This window comes from Streptomyces amakusaensis (assembly GCF_039532665.1).
GTDB classification, from domain to species: domain Bacteria; phylum Actinomycetota; class Actinomycetes; order Streptomycetales; family Streptomycetaceae; genus Streptomyces; species Streptomyces amakusaensis.
Window position 1 is genome coordinate 505,374 of the sequence record NZ_BAAASB010000004.1, and the last position, 17,670, is coordinate 523,043.

General features: G+C 73.2%; 18 protein-coding genes. 2 read left to right on the forward strand and 16 right to left on the reverse strand.

What is annotated here, in order from left to right; genetic code table 11:
• Window positions 1-16: 16 nt before the first annotated feature.
• The 3 genes from ABD371_RS09765 to ABD371_RS09775 form a co-directional block, all read right to left on the reverse strand.
• Window positions 17-232 (reverse strand): I78 family peptidase inhibitor, encoded by a 216-nt coding sequence (locus ABD371_RS09765; RefSeq protein ID WP_344474913.1) that lies wholly within the window; start codon window positions 230-232, stop codon window positions 17-19.
• 507 nt (window positions 233-739) lie between these two features.
• On the reverse strand, window positions 740-1,741 hold the full coding sequence (locus tag ABD371_RS09770) for a helix-turn-helix transcriptional regulator (RefSeq protein WP_344474915.1): 1,002 nt from the start codon (window positions 1,739-1,741) through the stop codon (window positions 740-742).
• Between the two features lie 112 nt (window positions 1,742-1,853).
• A complete protein-coding gene (locus tag ABD371_RS09775; RefSeq protein WP_344474917.1) occupies window positions 1,854-3,131 on the reverse strand; it encodes a glycosyltransferase family 4 protein in 1,278 nt (425 codons plus the stop codon).
• 402 nt (window positions 3,132-3,533) lie between these two features.
• Here ABD371_RS09775 and ABD371_RS09780 point away from each other — a divergent pair, with 402 nt between their 5' ends.
• On the forward strand, window positions 3,534-4,358 hold the full coding sequence (locus ABD371_RS09780) for a hypothetical protein (protein WP_344474919.1): 825 nt from the start codon (window positions 3,534-3,536) through the stop codon (window positions 4,356-4,358).
• A gap of 142 nt (window positions 4,359-4,500) precedes the next feature.
• The gene (locus ABD371_RS09785; RefSeq protein WP_344474921.1) at window positions 4,501-4,836 is read left to right on the forward strand and encodes a hypothetical protein; all 336 of its coding nucleotides are present in this window, start codon (window positions 4,501-4,503) and stop codon (window positions 4,834-4,836) included.
• A 91-nt stretch (window positions 4,837-4,927) separates the two neighbouring features.
• Here the strand turns inward: ABD371_RS09785 and der are convergent, their stop codons facing one another.
• The 13 genes from der to ABD371_RS09850 form a co-directional block, all read right to left on the reverse strand.
• Entirely contained in the window at window positions 4,928-6,376 is a 1,449-nt protein-coding gene (der, locus tag ABD371_RS09790) for a ribosome biogenesis GTPase Der (RefSeq protein ID WP_344474923.1), read from the reverse strand.
• Window positions 6,377-6,434: 58 nt separating this feature from the next.
• Window positions 6,435-7,028, reverse strand: a complete 594-nt coding sequence (locus tag ABD371_RS09795) for a lysophospholipid acyltransferase family protein (RefSeq protein WP_344475015.1) — start codon at window positions 7,026-7,028, stop codon at window positions 6,435-6,437.
• A gap of 101 nt (window positions 7,029-7,129) precedes the next feature.
• On the reverse strand, window positions 7,130-7,837 hold the full coding sequence (gene cmk, locus ABD371_RS09800) for a (d)CMP kinase (RefSeq protein WP_344474925.1): 708 nt from the start codon (window positions 7,835-7,837) through the stop codon (window positions 7,130-7,132).
• A 151-nt stretch (window positions 7,838-7,988) separates the two neighbouring features.
• Window positions 7,989-9,074 (reverse strand): prephenate dehydrogenase, encoded by a 1,086-nt coding sequence (locus tag ABD371_RS09805; RefSeq protein WP_344474927.1) that lies wholly within the window; start codon window positions 9,072-9,074, stop codon window positions 7,989-7,991.
• 137 nt (window positions 9,075-9,211) lie between these two features.
• Entirely contained in the window at window positions 9,212-10,246 is a 1,035-nt protein-coding gene (locus ABD371_RS09810) for an ADP-ribosylglycohydrolase family protein (protein ID WP_344474929.1), read from the reverse strand.
• Complete coding sequence (locus ABD371_RS09815) at window positions 10,243-10,995, reverse strand: NUDIX hydrolase (RefSeq protein ID WP_344474931.1); 753 nt, start codon at window positions 10,993-10,995, stop codon at window positions 10,243-10,245. The genes ABD371_RS09810 and ABD371_RS09815 overlap by 4 nt, the downstream gene beginning before the upstream one ends.
• Window positions 10,996-11,033: 38 nt before the next feature.
• The gene (locus ABD371_RS09820) at window positions 11,034-12,170 is read right to left on the reverse strand and encodes an AAA family ATPase (protein WP_344474933.1); all 1,137 of its coding nucleotides are present in this window, start codon (window positions 12,168-12,170) and stop codon (window positions 11,034-11,036) included.
• Entirely contained in the window at window positions 12,167-12,871 is a 705-nt protein-coding gene (pnuC, locus tag ABD371_RS09825) for a nicotinamide riboside transporter PnuC (protein ID WP_344474935.1), read from the reverse strand. Before pnuC ends, ABD371_RS09820 begins: the two co-directional genes overlap by 4 nt.
• Window positions 12,872-13,037: 166 nt before the next feature.
• A complete protein-coding gene (locus ABD371_RS09830; protein ID WP_344474937.1) occupies window positions 13,038-14,141 on the reverse strand; it encodes a pseudouridine synthase in 1,104 nt (367 codons plus the stop codon).
• Window positions 14,141-14,758: an SMC-Scp complex subunit ScpB gene (gene scpB / locus ABD371_RS09835; RefSeq protein ID WP_344474939.1), complete on the reverse strand. Its 618-nt coding sequence runs from the start codon at window positions 14,756-14,758 to the stop codon at window positions 14,141-14,143. The genes ABD371_RS09830 and scpB overlap by 1 nt, the downstream gene beginning before the upstream one ends.
• Entirely contained in the window at window positions 14,755-15,738 is a 984-nt protein-coding gene (locus ABD371_RS09840; RefSeq protein ID WP_344474941.1) for a segregation and condensation protein A, read from the reverse strand. Before ABD371_RS09840 ends, scpB begins: the two co-directional genes overlap by 4 nt.
• A gap of 76 nt (window positions 15,739-15,814) precedes the next feature.
• Window positions 15,815-16,357: a hypothetical protein gene (locus ABD371_RS09845; protein ID WP_344475017.1), complete on the reverse strand. Its 543-nt coding sequence runs from the start codon at window positions 16,355-16,357 to the stop codon at window positions 15,815-15,817.
• Window positions 16,354-17,379, reverse strand: coding sequence for a ParA family protein (locus ABD371_RS09850; protein WP_381734661.1), 1,026 nt, complete (start codon window positions 17,377-17,379; stop codon window positions 16,354-16,356). Before ABD371_RS09850 ends, ABD371_RS09845 begins: the two co-directional genes overlap by 4 nt.
• Window positions 17,380-17,670 lie beyond the last annotated feature (291 nt).

The window sequence follows — 17,670 nt, forward strand, 5'->3', positions numbered from 1 at the left end:
CGCGGCCCGCGGCGGCTCACCCCGTCCAGGAGCGGACCACCTCGCCGCCCCTCACCTCGAAGTTCAACCGCCCCGCCAGATACTCCAGGGTGACGATCGCGCCCGGCGGCAGCGAGCGCACGGTGCTCCAGCCGCGCTGCCGGGCCAGCCGCTCCGCGCTCTCGGCCAAGAGGCCGACATAGGCGGCGGGGTCGTCTTCGGGATGGGCCGAGGGGTTCGGTGTGGGTGCCATGACCCCACGGTAGGCGGCAGCGGACGGTGACGGAAGCGGACGGCCGTACACCCTTCACCCACCTCAGGTACCCCAGCGGTCACGCTTCTGTCACAGCTCCTCAACACGCGTACGGCTCAATGCGCGTCACCCGAACGAGCACTTCTGGGACCGGTGTACGGAAATTCCCGATAGCCCGCCGGAGTCGTGCAATTCCCTGGTCAATTAATGAGTCAGCACATCCGGGAGTGAATTGACGGACCGTTCGGCGAATCGTTCGCCGGGGCGTCAAGAATTCACCTCTTCCTTACAGGATCCCCTTGTGTGTTCCGCCGGGGCCGGAGCGCACGTTCCGCAGCCGACGGGGCGCGCGACGGCGGCCGGGCGGGCGGCACCGCCCCCGACGGCCCGTTCTTCGGACAGGCGCTCGTACCCGCCTCCCCCGCCTCGTACGGCACACCACTCACGCCGTACAGGAGGAGGGCGGCGGCTTCCGCGCACCGCCCCGGATCCGCTCCGAGCGTCCCGCTATTGATCCGGAACGGCCGGGGAACGGGAATCAACCGTCCCGGGCTCCGCCAGGGCACGGGAAAAGCGATCCCGGACCACCCTGAGGCTGTCCTTCAGCTCCGGCGGCTCGACGACGTCGAAATCCACTCCCATGAGCATCACATGAATCACCATCACCTCCACGCTCGTCGCGCCCGTGGTCAGCAGACAGCTGTGCGCGTCGATCGGTTCGACCACTCCGTCGGACGGTCCGACGACCCGGGCCGCCTCCTCGGCGGAGGTGTGGAGGCGGACGACCGCGCGCGCCGGGTAGGCCCGGGTGGAGACTCCCTGGGAGACATAGCGGGCCAGATCGTCGGCGGGCGGGGTGCGCGGGGCGAACCGGGGGCCGTGGGGCGGGGTGGGGGTGATCCGGTCGGCCCGGTAGGTGCGCCAGTCGGCGCGGTCCAGGTCCCAGGCGACCAGATACCAGCGGCCCTCCGCGCACACCAGCCGGTGCGGCTCGGCGCTCCGGCTCGTGACGGTGCCCCCGTGGTCGCGGTAGTCGAAGCGGAGCCGCTCGTTATCGCGGCAGGCGTTGGCCAGTTCGGTGAGGAGGGAGGCGTCGACCTGGGCCCTGGCGGGCCGCAGCATCGGCACGGTGAAGTCGGTGAGCGCGCTCACCCGCCGCCGCAGCCGGTGCGGAAGCACCTGCTCCAGCTTGGCGAGGGCGCGTACGGAGGTCTCGCCGATGCCCTCGATGCCCTGGCCCGCCGCGGTGCGCAGCCCGACCGCGACGGCCACCGCCTCCTCGTCGTCGAGGAGCAGCGGGGGCAGCTCCGCGCCCGCGCCCAGCCGGTAGCCGCCGCCGGTGCCGGGGCTGGCGTTGACGGGATAGCCCAGCTCGCGCAGCCGGTCGACGTCGCGGCGCACCGTGCGCGGGGTGACGCCGAGCCGTCGGGCCAGTTCGGCCCCCGGCCATTCCCGGTGGGCCTGAAGCAGTGAGAGCAGGCGCAGCAGCCGTGCGGAGGTCTCCAGCATGGGAGGAAGTCTGCCAGCGGTCGCGGACAGCCTGTGTCCGCGACCGCCGTGCGCGGCCACGACCGCGGCCACGGCCGCCGGGCAGCGGCGGGTCGGCGGCGGGTCCGGGTGGTCAGCCCTTCCGGCGGATCACCCGTCCGGCGAGATGGCGGGCCGAGTAGAAGGCGTCGAGCACGGCTCCCCGGGCGCGGAAGACCCGGTCCCGCAGAGCGCCGCGCGGGCCGCCGCCGGCCGCCCGGGCGTCGGCCAGCTCGGTGAAGAGGGCCTCGTGGCGGGCGGCGATCCGGGCCGGGTCGAAGCGTTCGGACGCGGCGAGGGCCGCCGCGCCGGTGCGCCGGCGCAGCTCGTCGTCGTTGATCAGCTCAAGGAGGGCGGCGGCGACCGCCTTCACATCGCCGACCGGCACCAGCCGGCCGTCCACCCCGTCCTCGATGATCTCGCGGGGGCCGTGCGGGCAGTCGGTGGAGACGACGGGCAGTCCGCAGCGCATCGCCTCGACGATGGTCATCCCGAAGGACTCCCGGACCGAGGTGACGGCCGCGACGGAGCCCTTGACCCACTCCTTCTCCAGCGGGTCGGCGTTGCCCATCAGCGCGACGCTGTCGCTCAGCCCGCGCTCCGCGATCAGCGCCTTGAGGGTGTCGCGCTCGTTGCCGGTCTGGTCGCCGCTGCCGTAGATGCGCAGCTTCCAGTCCGGGCGCTCGGCGGCGACCAGGGCGAAGGCCTCCACGAGGACGTCGTACCGCTTGACCCTGGTGAGCCGGCCCGCCGCGACGACGTACTTGGCGGTGGAGTCGGCGGGCTCGACCGAGGGCGCGGGCACGCTGTTGGGGACGGCCTCGATGCGCGGTCCGGTCAGGCCCAGCCCCCGGTAGGCGCGGGCGTCGGCCTCGGTGACGGTGGTGAGCGCGTCGAGCAGCGGATAGCGGTAGCCGATCTCGCGGCGCATCCGGAAGCCGTGTCCGTCCAGGGTGAGGTGCTCCTGGCCGACCTTGAGCGGTCCTGGCCGGGTCTGGCGGGCCACGTGCACGATGAGGCCGGGGCGGGTGCCGATGACGACATCGGCCTCGACCGACCCCAGATGGGCCCCGATCCGGGCGTCGGTGAGCCGGCTGTACTGCTTGTGCCGGCCGTCGCCGCGCGGGAAGACCTTCGCCGGCCTGGCGTAGTCGGGGTGGTCCCCGTCGTATCCGGGGCTCTTCTTCCGCAGATCCACCAGATGCCTCAGGACGACGCCGTCGGGCGCGCCCATGAGCGGGCTGTCGCGGTGGCGGAAGACGGAGACGATCTCGACCTCGTGCCGTTCGGCGAGGGTCTGGGCGAGGTTGAAGGTCGTGCGGATCGTGCCCCCGATGCCGTAGGCGTTGTGGAGCAGAAAAGAGATGCGCATGCGCGGTGGCGTCCGTTCCCCCGGGAACAACAAAAAAGCGGTCAGGAACGGACCCTACTGGTCGCGCGCGTTCGGACCCTTCCGGGGGCGGCTCCGAACCCGGCCCCACGCCCTCGGCGATTACCTTCGGTAAGGATCACATCAGGCCACCCTTTTGGTTCGCTTATTTCATGATTTATGGACTCTTCCAGGGCTGGTCCGGCCCGCCCGCGCACCGCGTCGACACCCCCCGCACCAGCGCTCCTTGGCCCGGACCAGCCGATTCCGGCCGAGGTCGCCGCTCCCGTCCCGGATGGTTCGTTTCCGTTCCCCTCCAGGCGTGACTCCGGACACAGACACCCGTTGAACCCTTTATGAGCGGGGATCGGCCCGGCTCACAAGAACAAGCCCGAGGAGCCACCCGTGCCGCGCATGCTCGACGTCAGCGAGGACGTACGCGCCGAGATCGGTGACCAGGAAGCCGACCGGCTGCTCGCCGGCGAGAACGCCCCGGGCAGCTACGACTGCACCTCCTGCCGCACCCCGGGCGACACCGAGCAGGAGCGCACCAGCACGGTGCTGTTCGTCGGCGAGGAGACCGCCGTCCTCGCCTTCGCCCACGCCACCTGCATCCCCTCGCAGGTCGTCCAGGTCGCCGAGTCCGAGCTCCAGGGCGCGGTGCGCTCCATCACCGGCGACCAGGCGGGCGGCTTCGCACCCGCGCCCGTGCCCGCCCCGGCGCCCCTGGCCGCCGAGGCCGGCCCCGCCCCCGGGCAGGCGGTCCTCGGCATCACCAGCGGGCTGCTGCTGATCCAGGGGGAGCTGCGCCCGGCGCTGGTGGTGGAGCCGACCGCGCCGATCGCCCGCCCCGGCACCACGGGCGAGGGCGGCGACGACTTCCTCACCCTCCTCATCGAGCAGGGCTTCGGACCCGTCCACGACGTCGCCCGGCCGCCCGGCCAGCTCCCCGGCTGGTCCGTGCTGCTCGCCATGGGCCAGCTGCACGCCGTGCTCCAGCCCGGCACCGGCGGCGGCAATCAGGTCGCCTGGTGGCAGGCGCATCAGCCGCTCCAGGTCACCGACGGCTGGCGGACCGCCGCCAACAAGTCCCGCACGGTGCTGGTCTACGCGGCCCCGGTCGGCTCGATCGGCCAGCAGCCCCGGGAGGATCTGCTGCGGGACGCCCTGGAGAAGGCGGCGGCGGGCGGCCGGCTGGTGGCCGCCGCGATGCCGCTCGCCGGGACCTGAGGGCCCGGCCCCACCCACCGCGCCGCCCCCGGCGGCTCCCCCCTGCCCCCTGCCCGGCCCGCCCGCCGGAACACCTGATCCCGGGACATTTCTGCGGCGGGCCGGGCAGTGACGGGCCGGGGGCGTGCCTCGTTGCAGGTACGTGCACTCATACGACCCGACCCGCCATCAGTACCCGCCCCAGATCCCGGCGATGCGCCCCGCCTACGAGGTGCCCCCGGCCCCCTCCCCCACGCCCATCTACGACACACTGTGCGCCGAGTACCGCAGGGCGTTCCGGGCACTGCCCGGCGACCGGAGCGGTGAGGAAGATCTCGGATTCAAGGACTTCGGCATGGGGCTGACCAGCAGCCGGGGCTTCGGGAGCATCGGCCATCCGCCGTATCCCGGCGCGGGCTGGCAGCCCTACCCGGCCCCCCGGGCCTATGTGGGCCACCATCCGGTCGCCCTGCCCCCGGCCCCCCGCCGGGGCTTCTGAGTTCCCGCCCGCCGTACGGGTGAGGGCGCTGTCCCGGGCCGGAGGATCATCCGGTCCGGGACAGCGCCCTCACCCGTACGCGTACGGAGCCCTACTTGTTGCGGCCGCGCTTCTCCCGGACCCGCACCGAGATGTGGATCGGGGTGCCCTCGAAGCCGAACTCCTCGCGGAGCCTGCGCTCCACGAAGCGGCGGTAGCCGTGCTCCAGGAAGCCGGAGGCGAAGAGGACGAACCTCGGCGGCTTGGTGCCCGCCTGGGTGCCGAAGAGGATACGGGGCTGCTTTCCGCCCCGGACCGGGTGCGGGTGCGCGGCGACGATCTCACCGAGGAAGGCGTTCAGCCGGCCGGTGGGGACCCGGGTCTCCCAGCCCGCCAGGGCGGTGGTGATCGCCGGGACCAGCTTCTCCATGTGGCGGCCGGTGAGGGCCGAGACATTGACCCGGGGGGCCCAGGAGATCTGGGCCAGCTCCGTGTCGATCTCGCGCTCCAGGTAGTAGCGGCGCTCCTCGTCGAGGGTGTCCCACTTGTTGAACGCGACGACCATCGCACGGCCGGCCTCGACCGCCATGGTGATGATCCGCTGGTCCTGGACGCTGATGGACTCACTGGCGTCGATCAGCACGACGGCGACCTCCGCCTTCTCCACGGCGGCGGCGGTACGCAGCGAGGCGTAGTAGTCCGCGCCCTCCTGGAGGTGGACCCGGCGGCGGATGCCGGCCGTGTCCACGAACTTCCAGGTGACACCGCCCAGCTCGATCAGCTCGTCGACCGGGTCACGGGTGGTGCCGGCGATCTCGTTGACGACCACCCGCTCCTCGTTGGCCACCTTGTTGAGCAGCGAGGACTTGCCGACGTTCGGGCGGCCGATCAGGGCGATGCGACGGGGACCGCCGAGGACCGTGCCGAAGGTCTGGGCCGGGGCCTCCGGCAGCGCCTCCAGGACGGCGTCGAGCATGTCGCCCGTGCCGCGGCCGTGCAGCGAGGAGACCGGGTGGGGCTCGCCGAGGCCGAGCGACCACAGGGCGGTGGCGTCCGCCTCGCCGCTGGGGCCGTCGACCTTGTTGGCGCAGAGCACCACGGGCTTGCCGGCCCGGCGCAGCAGCCGGACGACGGCCTCGTCGGTGTCGGTCGCGCCGACCGTGGAGTCCACGACGAAGACGACCGCGTCGGCGGCCTCGATCGCGTACTCGGCCTGGGCGGCGACGGAGGCGTCGATGCCGAGGACGTCCTGCTCCCAGCCTCCGGTGTCCACCACCTTGAAGCGGCGGCCGGCCCACTCGGCCTCGTAGGTGACCCGGTCCCGGGTGACGCCCGGCTTGTCCTCCACCACGGCCTCACGGCGGCCGATGATGCGGTTCACCAGGGTCGACTTTCCGACATTGGGGCGGCCGACGACGGCGAGGACGGGCAGCGGGCCGTGACCGGCCTCGCCGATCGCGTCCTCGACCTCCTCGACGTCGAAGCCCTCTACCGCGGCGAGCTCCATGAACTCCGCGTACTCGGCGTCGCCGAGTGCTCCGTGGTCGTGCTGGTCGTTCATGAAGTCCGTTCCTCGATCGTCAACCGGGCCACCTCGCGGTGACCCCCTGCTCAAAGTCTTACCCGGAGCGCCCGGTGAGGCGCCTGGCGTTTTCCAGATGGCCGGTCAGCCGCTGCTGGATGTGTACGGTGGCGTCGTCCAGCGCCGTGCGCGTACGGCGGCCGCTGCCGTCCCCCGCCCGGAAGGCGTCGCCGAAGACGATGTCCACCCGGCCGCGCAGCGCGGGGAGCGCCCTGATCAGCCTGCCGGGCCGTTCGTCGCCGCCGAGAACGGCCACCGGGACGATCGGCGCGCCGGAGCGTACCGCGAAGTAGGCGAGCCCGGCGCGCAGTGAGGCGAAGTCTCCCTCACCCCGGGTGCCCTCGGGAAATATGCCGAGGACTCCGCCGTTCGCCAGTACGCCGAGCGCGCCGGTGACCGCCGCGCGGTCGGTGCCGGAGCGGTCCACCTTCAGCTGTCCGATCGCCAGCAGGAAGGGGTCCAGCGGGCCGACGAACGCCTCTTTCTTGATCAGAAAGTGCACCGGGCGGGGTGCGGTGCCCATCAGCATGGGTCCGTCCACCATGTGCGAGTGGTTCACGGCGAGGATCACGGGGCCGGCGGACGGAACCCGCCAGTCGCCGAGCACCCGGGGCTTCCACAGCCCGTACATCAGGCCGATGCCGATGCGCCGGCCGATCACCGCACCGCGTGCGGAGGGCGCCGCGTCCCCGGCGGGGGCGGCGCCGGCCGAATTCCTCACGGCCGAATCGGTCACCGCACCGCCCGGGTGCCGGTGACGCCCTCGGCCTGCCGGGACCGGACCAGGGCGACCACCCGGTCGATCACCTGCTGAAGGGTCAGCTCGGTGGTGTCCACCTCGATCGCGTCGTCGGCCTTGGCGAGCGGGGAGGTCTTACGGCTGGAGTCCGCCGCGTCCCGCTTGATCAGGGCCTCGCGGGTGGCCGCCAGGTCGGCGCCCTTCAGCTCTCCGCTGCGGCGCGCGGCGCGGGCCTCGGCGGAGGCGGTCAGGAAGATCTTCAGATCGGCGTCCGGCAGCACGGTGGTACCGATGTCGCGGCCCTCGACGACGATGCCCGCGACGGCCGCGGCGGCGATCTCGCGCTGGAGCTCGGTGATCCGGGTCCGCACCTCGGGGACGGCGCTGACCGCGCTGACCTTGGAGCTGACCTCCTGGGTGCGGATCGGGCCGGAGGCGTCCACGCCGTCGACGGTGATGGTCGGGGCGGCGGGGTCGGTGCCGGAGACGATGGCCGGCCGGTCCGCGACGGCGGCGATCCGGGCCGGGTCGGAGAGGTCGATCCCCTTGCTGACCATCCACCAGGTGATCGCCCGGTACTGCGCACCGGTGTCCAGATAGCTCAGCCCCAGGGCGGCGGCCACGGCCTTGGACGTGCTCGACTTGCCCGTGCCGGCGGGGCCGTCGATGGCGACGATCACGGATTCCACGGTGTCGGACACCTTTCCTGAGGCGGGGACGGGGCCGCGCGGAAATGCGGTGGGCCCCGGCCCAAGGTTACCGAGTGCCGGGACCCGTCACGGACACGCGTACGGCCGGGCGGCCCCGGCGGCCGTCACCGTGACGCCGAGTGTCCGGAAGCGGCCGTTTCGGTCACTGCCGGATCGCCCATCCCCGCTCGCGCAGCGAGGCCGCGAGGGAGGCCGCGGCGGAGGGTTCGACCATCAGCTGCACCAGACCGGCCTGCTGCCCGGTGGCGTGCTCGATGCGGACGTCCTCGATGTTGACGCCCTCGCGTCCGGCGTCGGAGAAGATCCGGGCCAGCTCGCCCGGCTGGTCGCTGATGAGCACTCCGACGATCTCGTACGCGGCGGGGGCCGTGCCGTGCTTGCCGGGGACCCGGGCCCGTCCGGCGTTGCCCCGGCGCAGCACGGCGCCGATGTCCGTCGCGCCGTCCCGGCGGCGCTCCTCGTCCGGGGACTGGAGCGAGCGCAGCGCCCGGACGGTCTCGTCCAGGTCGGCGGCGATCCCGGTGAGCACGTCGGCCACCGGGCCGGGGTTCGCGGTGAGGATGTCGACCCACATGGCGGGGTCGGAAGCGGCGATCCGGGTGACGTCGCGGATGCCCTGTCCGCACAGGCGCACGGCGGTCTCGTCGGCCTCCTCCAGCCGGGCGGCGACCATCGAGGAGACCAGCTGCGGGGTGTGCGAGACGAGGGCGACCGCGCGGTCGTGGGCGTCGGCGTCCATGACCACCGGGACGGCCCGGCAGAGGGCGACCAGTTCGAGGGCGAGGTTGAGCACCTCGGTGTCCGTGGCGGCGGTGGGGGTGAGCACCCAGGGCCGCCCCTCGAAGAGGTCGGCGGTGGCCGCGAGGGGGCCGGAGCGCTCCTTGCCGGACATCGGGTGGGACCCGATGTAGGCGGAGAGGTCCAGGGAGAGGGCCTCCAGCTCGCGCCGGGGGGCGCCCTTGACGCTGGCGACGTCGAGATAGCCCCGGGCGACGCCGTCGCGCATGGCGGCGGCGAGCGCGGTGGCGGTGTACGCCGGGGGCACGGCGACGATCGCGAGGTCGACCGGGCCCGGCGGCGGGGCGTCGGTGCCCGCGCCGAGGGCGGCGGCGGTCTGGGCCCGCTCGGGGTCGTGGTCGACCAGATGGACGGTCACCCCCCGGCCCGCGAGAGCGAGCGCGGCGGAGGTGCCGATCAGTCCGGTTCCGATGACGAGGGCGGTTCTCACTGGTGGCTTCCCACTGGGTGATGTCCTTGCGCGAGGCGGCGTCCGGGCGGGTGTTCCCGATCAGCCTAGTCAGCCGTCCGGGCGCGCGCCGCGGCGACCGGCCCCCGGGGCGGGGGCCGGGCCGGGGCCGGCCGGGGTCAGGAGTCCCAGAGCGCGCCCAGGGAGAGCAGGTCGCTGCGGTACTCGATCCGCTCGGACCACTCCTTGGGCCAGGCGTCCGCGCCGAGGTGCGCTCCGGCGAACGCGCCCGTCAGGGCGGCTATCGAGTCCGAGTCGCCCCGGGTGCAGGCGGCCCTGCGCAGCGCGGTGACCGGTTCCCGGGGGAAGAGCAGGAAGCAGTGCAGGGCGGTGGCGAGGGCTTCCTCGGCGATCCAGCCGTCGCCGGTGGCGAGGCAGGGGTCGGTCTCCGGGTCGGGGTCGCGCAGGGCGGTCGCCACCCGGTCCAGGGCGGTGAGGCACTCGTCCCAGCCGCGCGCGACGAAGGCCAGGGGCGAGGCGTCGGAGGACTTCGTCCACAGATCGCCGAGCCAGCGCTCGTAGTAGCGGGAGCGGCTCTCGTACGCGTAGGTGCGCAGCCGCACCACCAGGCCGGCCGGGTCCGCGCCCCGGGCCAGCAGATGGACGGCGCGGGCGGTGAGGTCGCTGGCGGCCAGCGCGGTGGGGTGGCCGTGGGTGAGCGCGGACTGGAGCTGGGCCGCCCCGGCGCGCTGTTCGTCGCTCAGTCCGGGGACGAGTCCGACGGGGGCGACGCGCATGTTCGCGCCGCAGCCCTTGGAGCCGATCTGGCTCGCCTCCGTCCAGGGCCGCCGTTCGTCGTCGAGAAGCCGACAGGCGGTGAGGCAGGTGTTGCCGGGGGCACGGTTGTTCTCCGGGGAGTGGTACCAGGAGGTGAACTCCTCGCGCAGCGGGCGGACGAGGCGGGAGGCGACGAGCAGTCCGCGGTCCATGGCGGTGCGGATGCCGTTGGCGACGGCGATGGTCATCTGGGTGTCGTCGGTGACGTACGCGGGCCGGGGCAGCGGCATCTCGCGCCAGGGGCCGCACGTGGCGAGGATCCGCGGCACGTCGTCGAACTCGGTGGGGAATCCCAGGGCGTCCCCGAGCGCGAGTCCGATCAGGGAGCCGGTGGCGGCCTGCTTGGTCGCGGTCCTCGGGGTCCGGAGTGTGGTCATGGCCGGCGTCCTTCCGGTCGCAGGAGGGGTGGGTGGAGCACGGACGCGGGGCCCGCGCGGTAGAGCGCGGCGGGTTTGCCCCGGCCGCCGGTGCGGCGCGGCGGGCCCTCGACGGCTTCCACGAAGCCGGGGGTGGCGAGGACCTTCCGGCGGAAGTTGGGCGGGTCGAGCGGGACGCCCCAGACCGTCTCGTACACCTGCCGCAGCTCGCCGAGGGTGAACTCGGCCGGGCAGAAGCCGGTGGCGAGGCAGGTGTACTCCAGCTTGGCGCTGACCCGTTCATGGGCGTCGGCGAGGATCCGCTCGTGGTCGAAGGCGAGCGGCGCGGCGTGTTCGCGCGGTGTCCACCGGGCGTGGGCCGCGTCCCCGCCGCCCCGGGGTTCGGGCAGATCGGGCAGGAGGGCCGCGTAGGCGACGGAGACGACCCGCATCCTCGGGTCGCGGTCCGGTTCGCTGTAGGTGCGCAGCTGTTCGAGGTGGAGATGGCGGACGGTGGAGTCGGAGAGTCCGGTCTCCTCGGCGAGTTCGCGGCGGGCGGCGGCCCCGGCGGACTCGTCGGGGCGGACGAAGCCGCCGGGGAGCGCCCACGCGCCTCGGTGGGGGTCCTCCCCCCGGCGGACGAGCAGCACCTGGAGCCGGGCCGCGCGGACGGTGAGGACGGCGAGGTCGACGGTGACCGCGAAGGGCGGGAAGGCCCGGGGGTCGTACCCCGGCGGCGCGCCGGTGTGCTCGGACGGCTGGTGGGTCAACGGCGCTCCGTTCGGTCGGCCCCGGGCGGGGGCGGGCGTCAGCGGGGGCGGTACGAGGGGCGCGGGGGCTCCTGGGAGTGCGGGGAGTCCGGGCGGGCGGTGAGGTCGGGGAGCGGGTCGGCGAGGCGGAGTCCTTCGGCGAGCAGCGCGTCCACGGCGGCGACCGCGGTGGCCAGCCGCCGCTCGTGCGGTCCGGTCAGCCGTACGGTCCGGCGGCCGGTGCGGGCCAGCTCGGCCGCGAAGCGGGCGGTCATCCAGGGCCGCAGCTCGGCCCCGTCGCGCAGCCCGTCGTCCTCGAAGGGGACCGACTCGTCGTCGGTGAGCAGCCACAGGTGCTGCCGTCCGCGCGCGGCGATCCGGGCGACCTCCTCGTGACGGCCGCCCACATAGCGCTCGTGCCAGACGGTGGTGGCGAACGCGTCGGTGTCGCAGAAGAGGACCGGCGAGCCGGCTCGGGCGGCCTCCTCCTCCAGCTCGCTCTGGCGGCGGGCGATGCGGGGGAAGTCGTCGGCCGTGAGGGCGACGTCGCTCCAGAGCGCCCCGGGCCGCTCGGCGCGCAGCCGGGCCAGCGCGTCCTCGCTGAACCGCCGTCCGCACTCCGGGACGCCGAGGGTCCCGGCCCAGACCCCGCCGCGCCGGCGGTAGTGGTCGGTGAGCGCGCGGACCATGGTGGTGGTGCCGGTCGACTCCGCGCCGAGCACCACCACACGGCGGGTCAGGGCGGCGCGTACGGGGGCTCTGAGGTACTCCCAGCAGCGGGCGGGGTCCTCGCGGACGGCGGTGCCGGAGACGGGGAAGCGCGTACGTCCGGGGTCGACGGAGACGGCGTGCGCGCCGAAGCGGCGGCCCAGCTCGGCCCCGTACGCCTCGGAGGTGAAGACGGCGTCGACGGGCTCGGGGACGGCGGCGCGGAAGACGGCCATGTGCGCGTCCCAGACGGCCGGGTCGCCGGTGTCCATGGGGATGTCGTCGACCGTGCCCACGACATGGGCGTCCGGGTGCAGCTCGCGCATCCAGGCGACCCGGTCGCCGAGCGGGATGGACTCCACGGAGGCGGCGCAGACCAGGACGGTCAGCCGGTCGCAGCGGGCGGCGGCGGTGTCGACGAGGTGGTGGTGCCCGGCGTGCGGCGGATAGAACTTCCCGAGGACCAGTCCGTGCCGGTGGGCCTTCATGGGGTCGCCCCGGCGGTCCCGGTCCCGGCCGTGGCCGTGGCCGGGGTGGTGGTCGCGGCGTCGGCACGGGCCCGGTGTTCGGCCGCCGAGCGGGACCAGTTGCGGAGTCCGAGCACGCAGAGCGCGAGGAAGCCGGTGTACAGCAGCGAGGTGAGGTAGAGCTGCTTGTGCGCGTAGAGCGGGATGTAGATCAGGTCGGCGGCGATCCACAGCCACCAGGACTCCAGCCGCTTGCGGCACTGCCCGTAGGTCGCCATGAGCGAGAGGGCGGTGGTGAGCGCGTCCCAGAAGGGGACGGTGGAGTCGGTGGCCCGGTCGAGCAGGAGGGTGATGGCCGCGGTCCCCATCGCCCCCGCCGCGAAGAGCCCGATCCACTCGGTGCGCGAGGTGCGCCGCACCGGGAGACCTGCGTCGGAGCCCGGGCCACCCCCGTGGGTCCAGGTCCACCAGCCGTAGGCGGCGAGGGCGATGAAGACGATCTGCAGGCCCGCGTCGGCGTACAGCCCGGCCTGGCCGAAGAGCAGGATGAAGAGGAGGTTGTTGGCGATGCCGACGGGCCAGTTGGCGAGGTGCTGGCGGGCGACGAGCCAGACGCAGAGCGCGCCGCTGCCGAATCCGAGCACCTCGGTCCAGCTCACCGGGGTGTCGAGCACGGTGAACAGCGGCTGTCGCAGGGGGTCCAGCAGGTCCGCGAGATTCAACCCCGCCTCCTTAATAGTCACCCTGACTATAAATGGGGGTCCGGAGCGGACGCAAGAGGCGCGGGCCCAGGATGCGCGCGGGAACGCGGAAGCCCGCGACCTGCTTCGGTCGCGGGCTCCCGGCGCGAGATGTGCCGTGTCGACAAAGCCGTGTCGACAAAACGGCTCAGAGGCCGACTTCCTTCATCAGCATGCCGACCTCGGTGTTGGTCATACGGCGCAGCCAGCCGGACTTCTGGTCGCCCAGGGAGATCGGGCCGAAGGCGGTGCGCACCAGCTTCTCGACCGGGAATCCGGCCTCGGAGAGCATCCGGCGCACGATGTGCTTGCGGCCCTCGTGGAGGGTGACCTCGACCAGGTAGTTCTTGCCGGTGTTCTCCACCACGCGGAAGTGGTCGGCGCGGGCGAGGCCGTCCTCCAACTGGATGCCGTCCTTGAGGCGCTTGCCGATCTCGCGCGGCAGCGGCCCCTGGATGGCGGCGAGGTAGGTCTTCTTCACGCCGTACTTCGGGTGGGTGAGACGGTGGGCCAGCTCGCCGTGGTTGGTGAGCAGGATGATGCCCTCGGTCTCCGTGTCGAGACGGCCCACGTGGAAGAGGCGGGTCTCGCGGTTGGTGACGTAGTCGCCGAGGCACTGGCGGCCGTCGGGGTCCTCCATGGTGGAGACGACGCCAGCGGGCTTGTTCAGCGCGAAGAACAGGTGCGACTGGGTGGCGACGGTCAGACCGTCGACCTTGATCTCGTCGCGGTCGGGGTCGACGCGGACGCCCTGCTCGATCACCACGCTGCCGTTGACCTCGACCCGGCCGGCGTCGATCAGGTCCTCACAGGTGCGGCGGGAGCCCATACCGGCCCTGGCGAGCACCTTCTGAAGCCGCTCGCCCTCCTGCTCACCGAAGGTCTTCGGGGTCTTGACCAGGGGCTTGTCCGCGTAACGCTCGCGGTTGCGCTCCTCGGTCCTGGCGTCGTACTCCCGCGAGCGGCCCGGGGCGTAGCCGCCCTTCCCTGCCCTCTGGGGGGACTGCCGGGGGCCGCCCTTGGCGCCGCCGCGCGCCGACTCGCCGCGGCCCTTGCGGGGGGCCTCGGAGGAACCGCCCACGTCGTAGCGGCGCTCCTCGGGACGGGGCTTGCCCGCGCGCTGCTGACGGTCGTCGCGCTGACCCCCGGCCTTCGGCCGGGAGGCGCCCCCGCCGGCGCCCCGGGGGTTACCGCGACCGCCGCTCTTGCCGCCGCCGCTGTTCCCGCTGCTGTTCCTGCCGCTGCTTCGCATCAAAGTTCCGTCGTTGGATTGTCTGGATGGCTGTCTGCATCAGTTTCCGGAGCGTCCGGATCGAACGACAGTACGCCTTCCTGCGTCTCGGCCTCGATCGCGTCCGCCTCGGGGAGGAAGGGCGCCGGCTCCGGCAGCTCGTCCAGGCCGCGCAGGCCCATCCGCTCCAGAAAGTAGTTCGTCGTCCTGTACAGGATCGCACCTGTTTCGGGTTCCGCGCCCGCCTCCTCCACCAGACCGCGCTGGAGCAGCGTCCGCATCACGCCGTCGCAGTTGACTCCGCGCACGGCGGAGACGCGGGAGCGGCCGACCGGCTGGCGGTACGCGACGACCGCGAGCGTCTCCAGGGCGGCCTGGGTGAGCCGGGCCTGCCGGCCGTCGAGCACGAAGCGCTCCACGGCCCCGGCGTGCTCCGGGCGGGAGTAGAAGCGCCAGCCTCCGGCGACCTGCCGCAGCTCGAAGCCGCGGCCGGTGGCGGTGTACTCGTCGGCCAGCTCGCGCAGGGCGTCGGCGACGGCCCGGCGGGGCACCTCGAGGATCCTGGCGAGGTGCTCCTCGGCGGCCGGCTCGTCGACGACCATCAGCACGGCTTCGAGGGCGGGCTTGAGATCGCTCAAACCGATTCCTCCACTTCTCTGACCCCGGTGGGTGTCCGGTCGAACTCGTCGGTGACCGCGAGGGGGCCGTCGCCGCCGGTCCAGACGACCAGGAGTTCACCGAGGGCCTCCTCCTGGTCGAGGGCGACGGCCCGGTCCCGGTACAGCTCCAGCAGGGCGAGGAACCGGGCGACGACGGTGAGCGTGTCCGCCGCCCCCTCCGCCAGCTCCCGGAAGGTGGCCCGGCCGCGCCCCCGCAGCAGGGCGGCCACGATCCCGGCCTGCTCCCGGACGCTGACCAGCGGCGCGTGGATGTGGTCCACCTCCACCCGGGGCCGGGGTCGGGGCCGCGCGGCGAGGGCGGCGAGCCGGGCGAGGCCGTCGGGCCCGATGCCGAGGACGACCTCGGGCAGGAGTGCGGCGTGGTGGGGTTCGAGCCCCACCGTCCGGGGGTACCGGCGGCCCTCGGCGTCGAGCCGCTCGCCCAGCAGGGCGGCGAGGCTCTTGTACGCGCGGTACTGGAGCAGCCGGGCGAAGAGCAGGTCGCGCGCCTCCAGGAGGGCGAGATCCTCCTCGTCCTCGATCTCGGCGGCGGGCAGCAGCCGGGCCGTCTTGAGATCGAGGAGGGTGGCGGCGACCACCAGGAACTCGGTGGTCTGGTCGAGGTCCCAGTCGTCGCCCATGGCGCGGATGTGGGCCATGAAGTCGTCCGTGACCCGGGAGAGTGCGACCTCGGTCACATCGAGCTTGTGCTTGGCGATGAGCTGGAGCAGCAGGTCGAAGGGGCCCTCGAAATTGGCCAGGCGCACGGTGAACCGGCGCTCGTCGCCCGCGCCGCCTTCGCCGTCCCCGGAGGGATCCGGCGCGCGCGGGGGCTCCGGAACGGGCTCCGGGGCCGGGGCCTGCCCGTCCGGCCGCCGCTCCGGCCCGCCGTCCGCGTCCGCGCCGGGGCCCCGGCCCAGGGCGCGGCGCGGCGGGCGGGGCGGATCGGTCGGGGGCATCGCGGTCCAAACAGGGGCGGCGCGGACCGGGGACACGGTCCTGGCGGGACGGTCGGGGGCAGCGCGCAGGCTACCCTCAGCGGCCCCGCAGACGCCGTACGAGAATGCTCGCGTCGCCGCGCTGTTCCAGATCGGCCAGCACCACGGCGACCGCCTCACGCACTATCCGGCCGCGGTCCACCGCGAGCCCGTGCTCCCCGCGCAGCACCAGCCGCGCGTGTTCGAGGTCCATCAGCTCCTCGGCGGAGACATAGACCGTGATCTTCTCGTCGTGCCGCTCGCGACCGCTGGGGCGGCGGTTCGCCCCCCGGCCCCTGCCCCGGCGCGCGGGGGCCCCAGCGGCCTCCTGGGCGGCCTGCGGGCGGCGGGGCTTGGTTCCGGGCGGTCCGGGCTGCGCCGCGGGCTCCTGGCCCCGGCTGCGGCCCTCGGCGTCGGTGTCCGCGCCGGCCGCCGAGTGCTCCTGGGGGGCGGACGGCTGCTCGGCGGCCTCCAGCGGGTCGCTCTCGCCACCGGGGGCGGGCACCCTGGGCTCCGCGTTCGGCTGCCGCCGGGGCGAGGACGACTGGAGCGACATCCCCCCGGTGGTGCGGAACAGTTCGTCGGCCCCCGGCAGACTCACTCGGCGTGACACCGGGCGAGCACCTCCCTGGCGAGCTGGCGGTAGGCGGCCGCGCCGACCGAGTTCGACGCGTAGGTGGTGATCGGCTCACCGGCCACGGTGGTCTCCGGGAAGCGGACGGTCCGTCCGATGACCGTGTGGTAGACGTGGTCGTCGAACGCCTCCACCACGCGCGCCAGCACCTCGCGGCTGTGCACGGTGCGCGAGTCGTACATGGTGGCGAGGATGCCGTCCAGCTCCAGGTCGGGGTTGAGCCGCTCCCGGACCTTCTCGATCGTCTCGGTCAGCAGGGCGACGCCGCGCAGCGCGAAGAACTCGCACTCCAGCGGGACGATCACCTTGTGCGCCGCGGTGAGCGCGTTGACCGTGAGGAGGCCCAGCGAGGGCTGACAGTCGATCACGATGTAGTCGTAGTCCGGCAGGAGCGGCTTCAGCGCCCGCTGGAGGGTGGACTCGCGCGCGACCTCGCTCACCAGCTGGACTTCCGCCGCCGACAGGTCGATGTTGCTCGGCAGCAGGTCCATGTTGGGGACCGCGGTCTTCAGCAGCACCTCGTCCGCCGACAGGCCCCGCTCCATGAGCAGGTTGTAGACGGTGAGGTCCAGCTCCATCGGGTTCACGCCGAGGCCGACCGACAGGGCTCCCTGCGGGTCGAAGTCGACGAGCAGGACGCGCCGTCCGTACTCCGCGAGCGCGGCGCCCAGATTGATGGTGGACGTGGTCTTGCCCACGCCGCCCTTCTGGTTGCACATCGCGATGATCGTCGCGGGGCCGTGGTCGGTCAGCGGGCCCGGGATCGGGAAGTACGGCAGGGGCCGCCCGGTGGGGCCGATCCGCTCGCGGCGCTGACGCGCGGCGTCGGGGGCGAGGGTGGCCGCGTACTCGGGATCGGGCTCGTACTCGGCGTCGGGGTCGTAGAAGTGCCCTTCGGGGACTTCCTCGTAGGCGGCGAAGTGGGTGGACTCTCGGCCACTCTCGTTGCCGGCCGTGGCGTTCACGTGTTGGCCGTCCGTCATCTTCATCGTGTGGGCTGTCGTCATGTGCGTGGTGTCCTGGCGCGTCGCGAAGGTCCGGACAGCTACGGAGCCGACAGCACCCTGCCCGGACGACGGGCTCACTCCCCGTACAGGCGCTACCGCGTGACCACCCCCGGGAGTAAATGTCGACTCATTCACAAGTCGTCTTACCTCCTTGGACGTGACCAGGACTTTATCGATAGGTCAGCGTGGCACCATGCCGACGGTTGGCGACTCTATGGCGTGTCACCGCTCCGCAGCAACACAATCCACCGGACCCGGCCGTATGTGTCGGCA

Bases quoted from the DNA above. Each gene is read 5' to 3' on its own strand.
- ABD371_RS09765 (WP_344474913.1), bottom strand. From the start codon at position 232: ATGGCACCCACACCGAACCCCTCGGCCCATCCCGAAGACGACCCCGCC.
- ABD371_RS09770 (WP_344474915.1), bottom strand. From the start codon at position 1,741: ATGCTGGAGACCTCCGCACGGCTGCTGCGCCTGCTCTCACTGCTTCAG.
- ABD371_RS09775 (WP_344474917.1), bottom strand. From the start codon at position 3,131: ATGCGCATCTCTTTTCTGCTCCACAACGCCTACGGCATCGGGGGCACG.
- der (WP_344474923.1), bottom strand. From the start codon at position 6,376: ATGAACGACCAGCACGACCACGGAGCACTCGGCGACGCCGAGTACGCG.
- ABD371_RS09795 (WP_344475015.1), bottom strand. From the start codon at position 7,028: ATGTACGGGCTGTGGAAGCCCCGGGTGCTCGGCGACTGGCGGGTTCCG.
- ABD371_RS09810 (WP_344474929.1), bottom strand. From the start codon at position 10,246: ATGACCACACTCCGGACCCCGAGGACCGCGACCAAGCAGGCCGCCACC.
- ABD371_RS09820 (WP_344474933.1), bottom strand. From the start codon at position 12,170: ATGAAGGCCCACCGGCACGGACTGGTCCTCGGGAAGTTCTATCCGCCG.
- ABD371_RS09830 (WP_344474937.1), bottom strand. From the start codon at position 14,141: ATGCGAAGCAGCGGCAGGAACAGCAGCGGGAACAGCGGCGGCGGCAAG.
- ABD371_RS09840 (WP_344474941.1), bottom strand. From the start codon at position 15,738: ATGCCCCCGACCGATCCGCCCCGCCCGCCGCGCCGCGCCCTGGGCCGG.
- ABD371_RS09850 (WP_381734661.1), bottom strand. From the start codon at position 17,379: ATGAAGATGACGGACGGCCAACACGTGAACGCCACGGCCGGCAACGAG.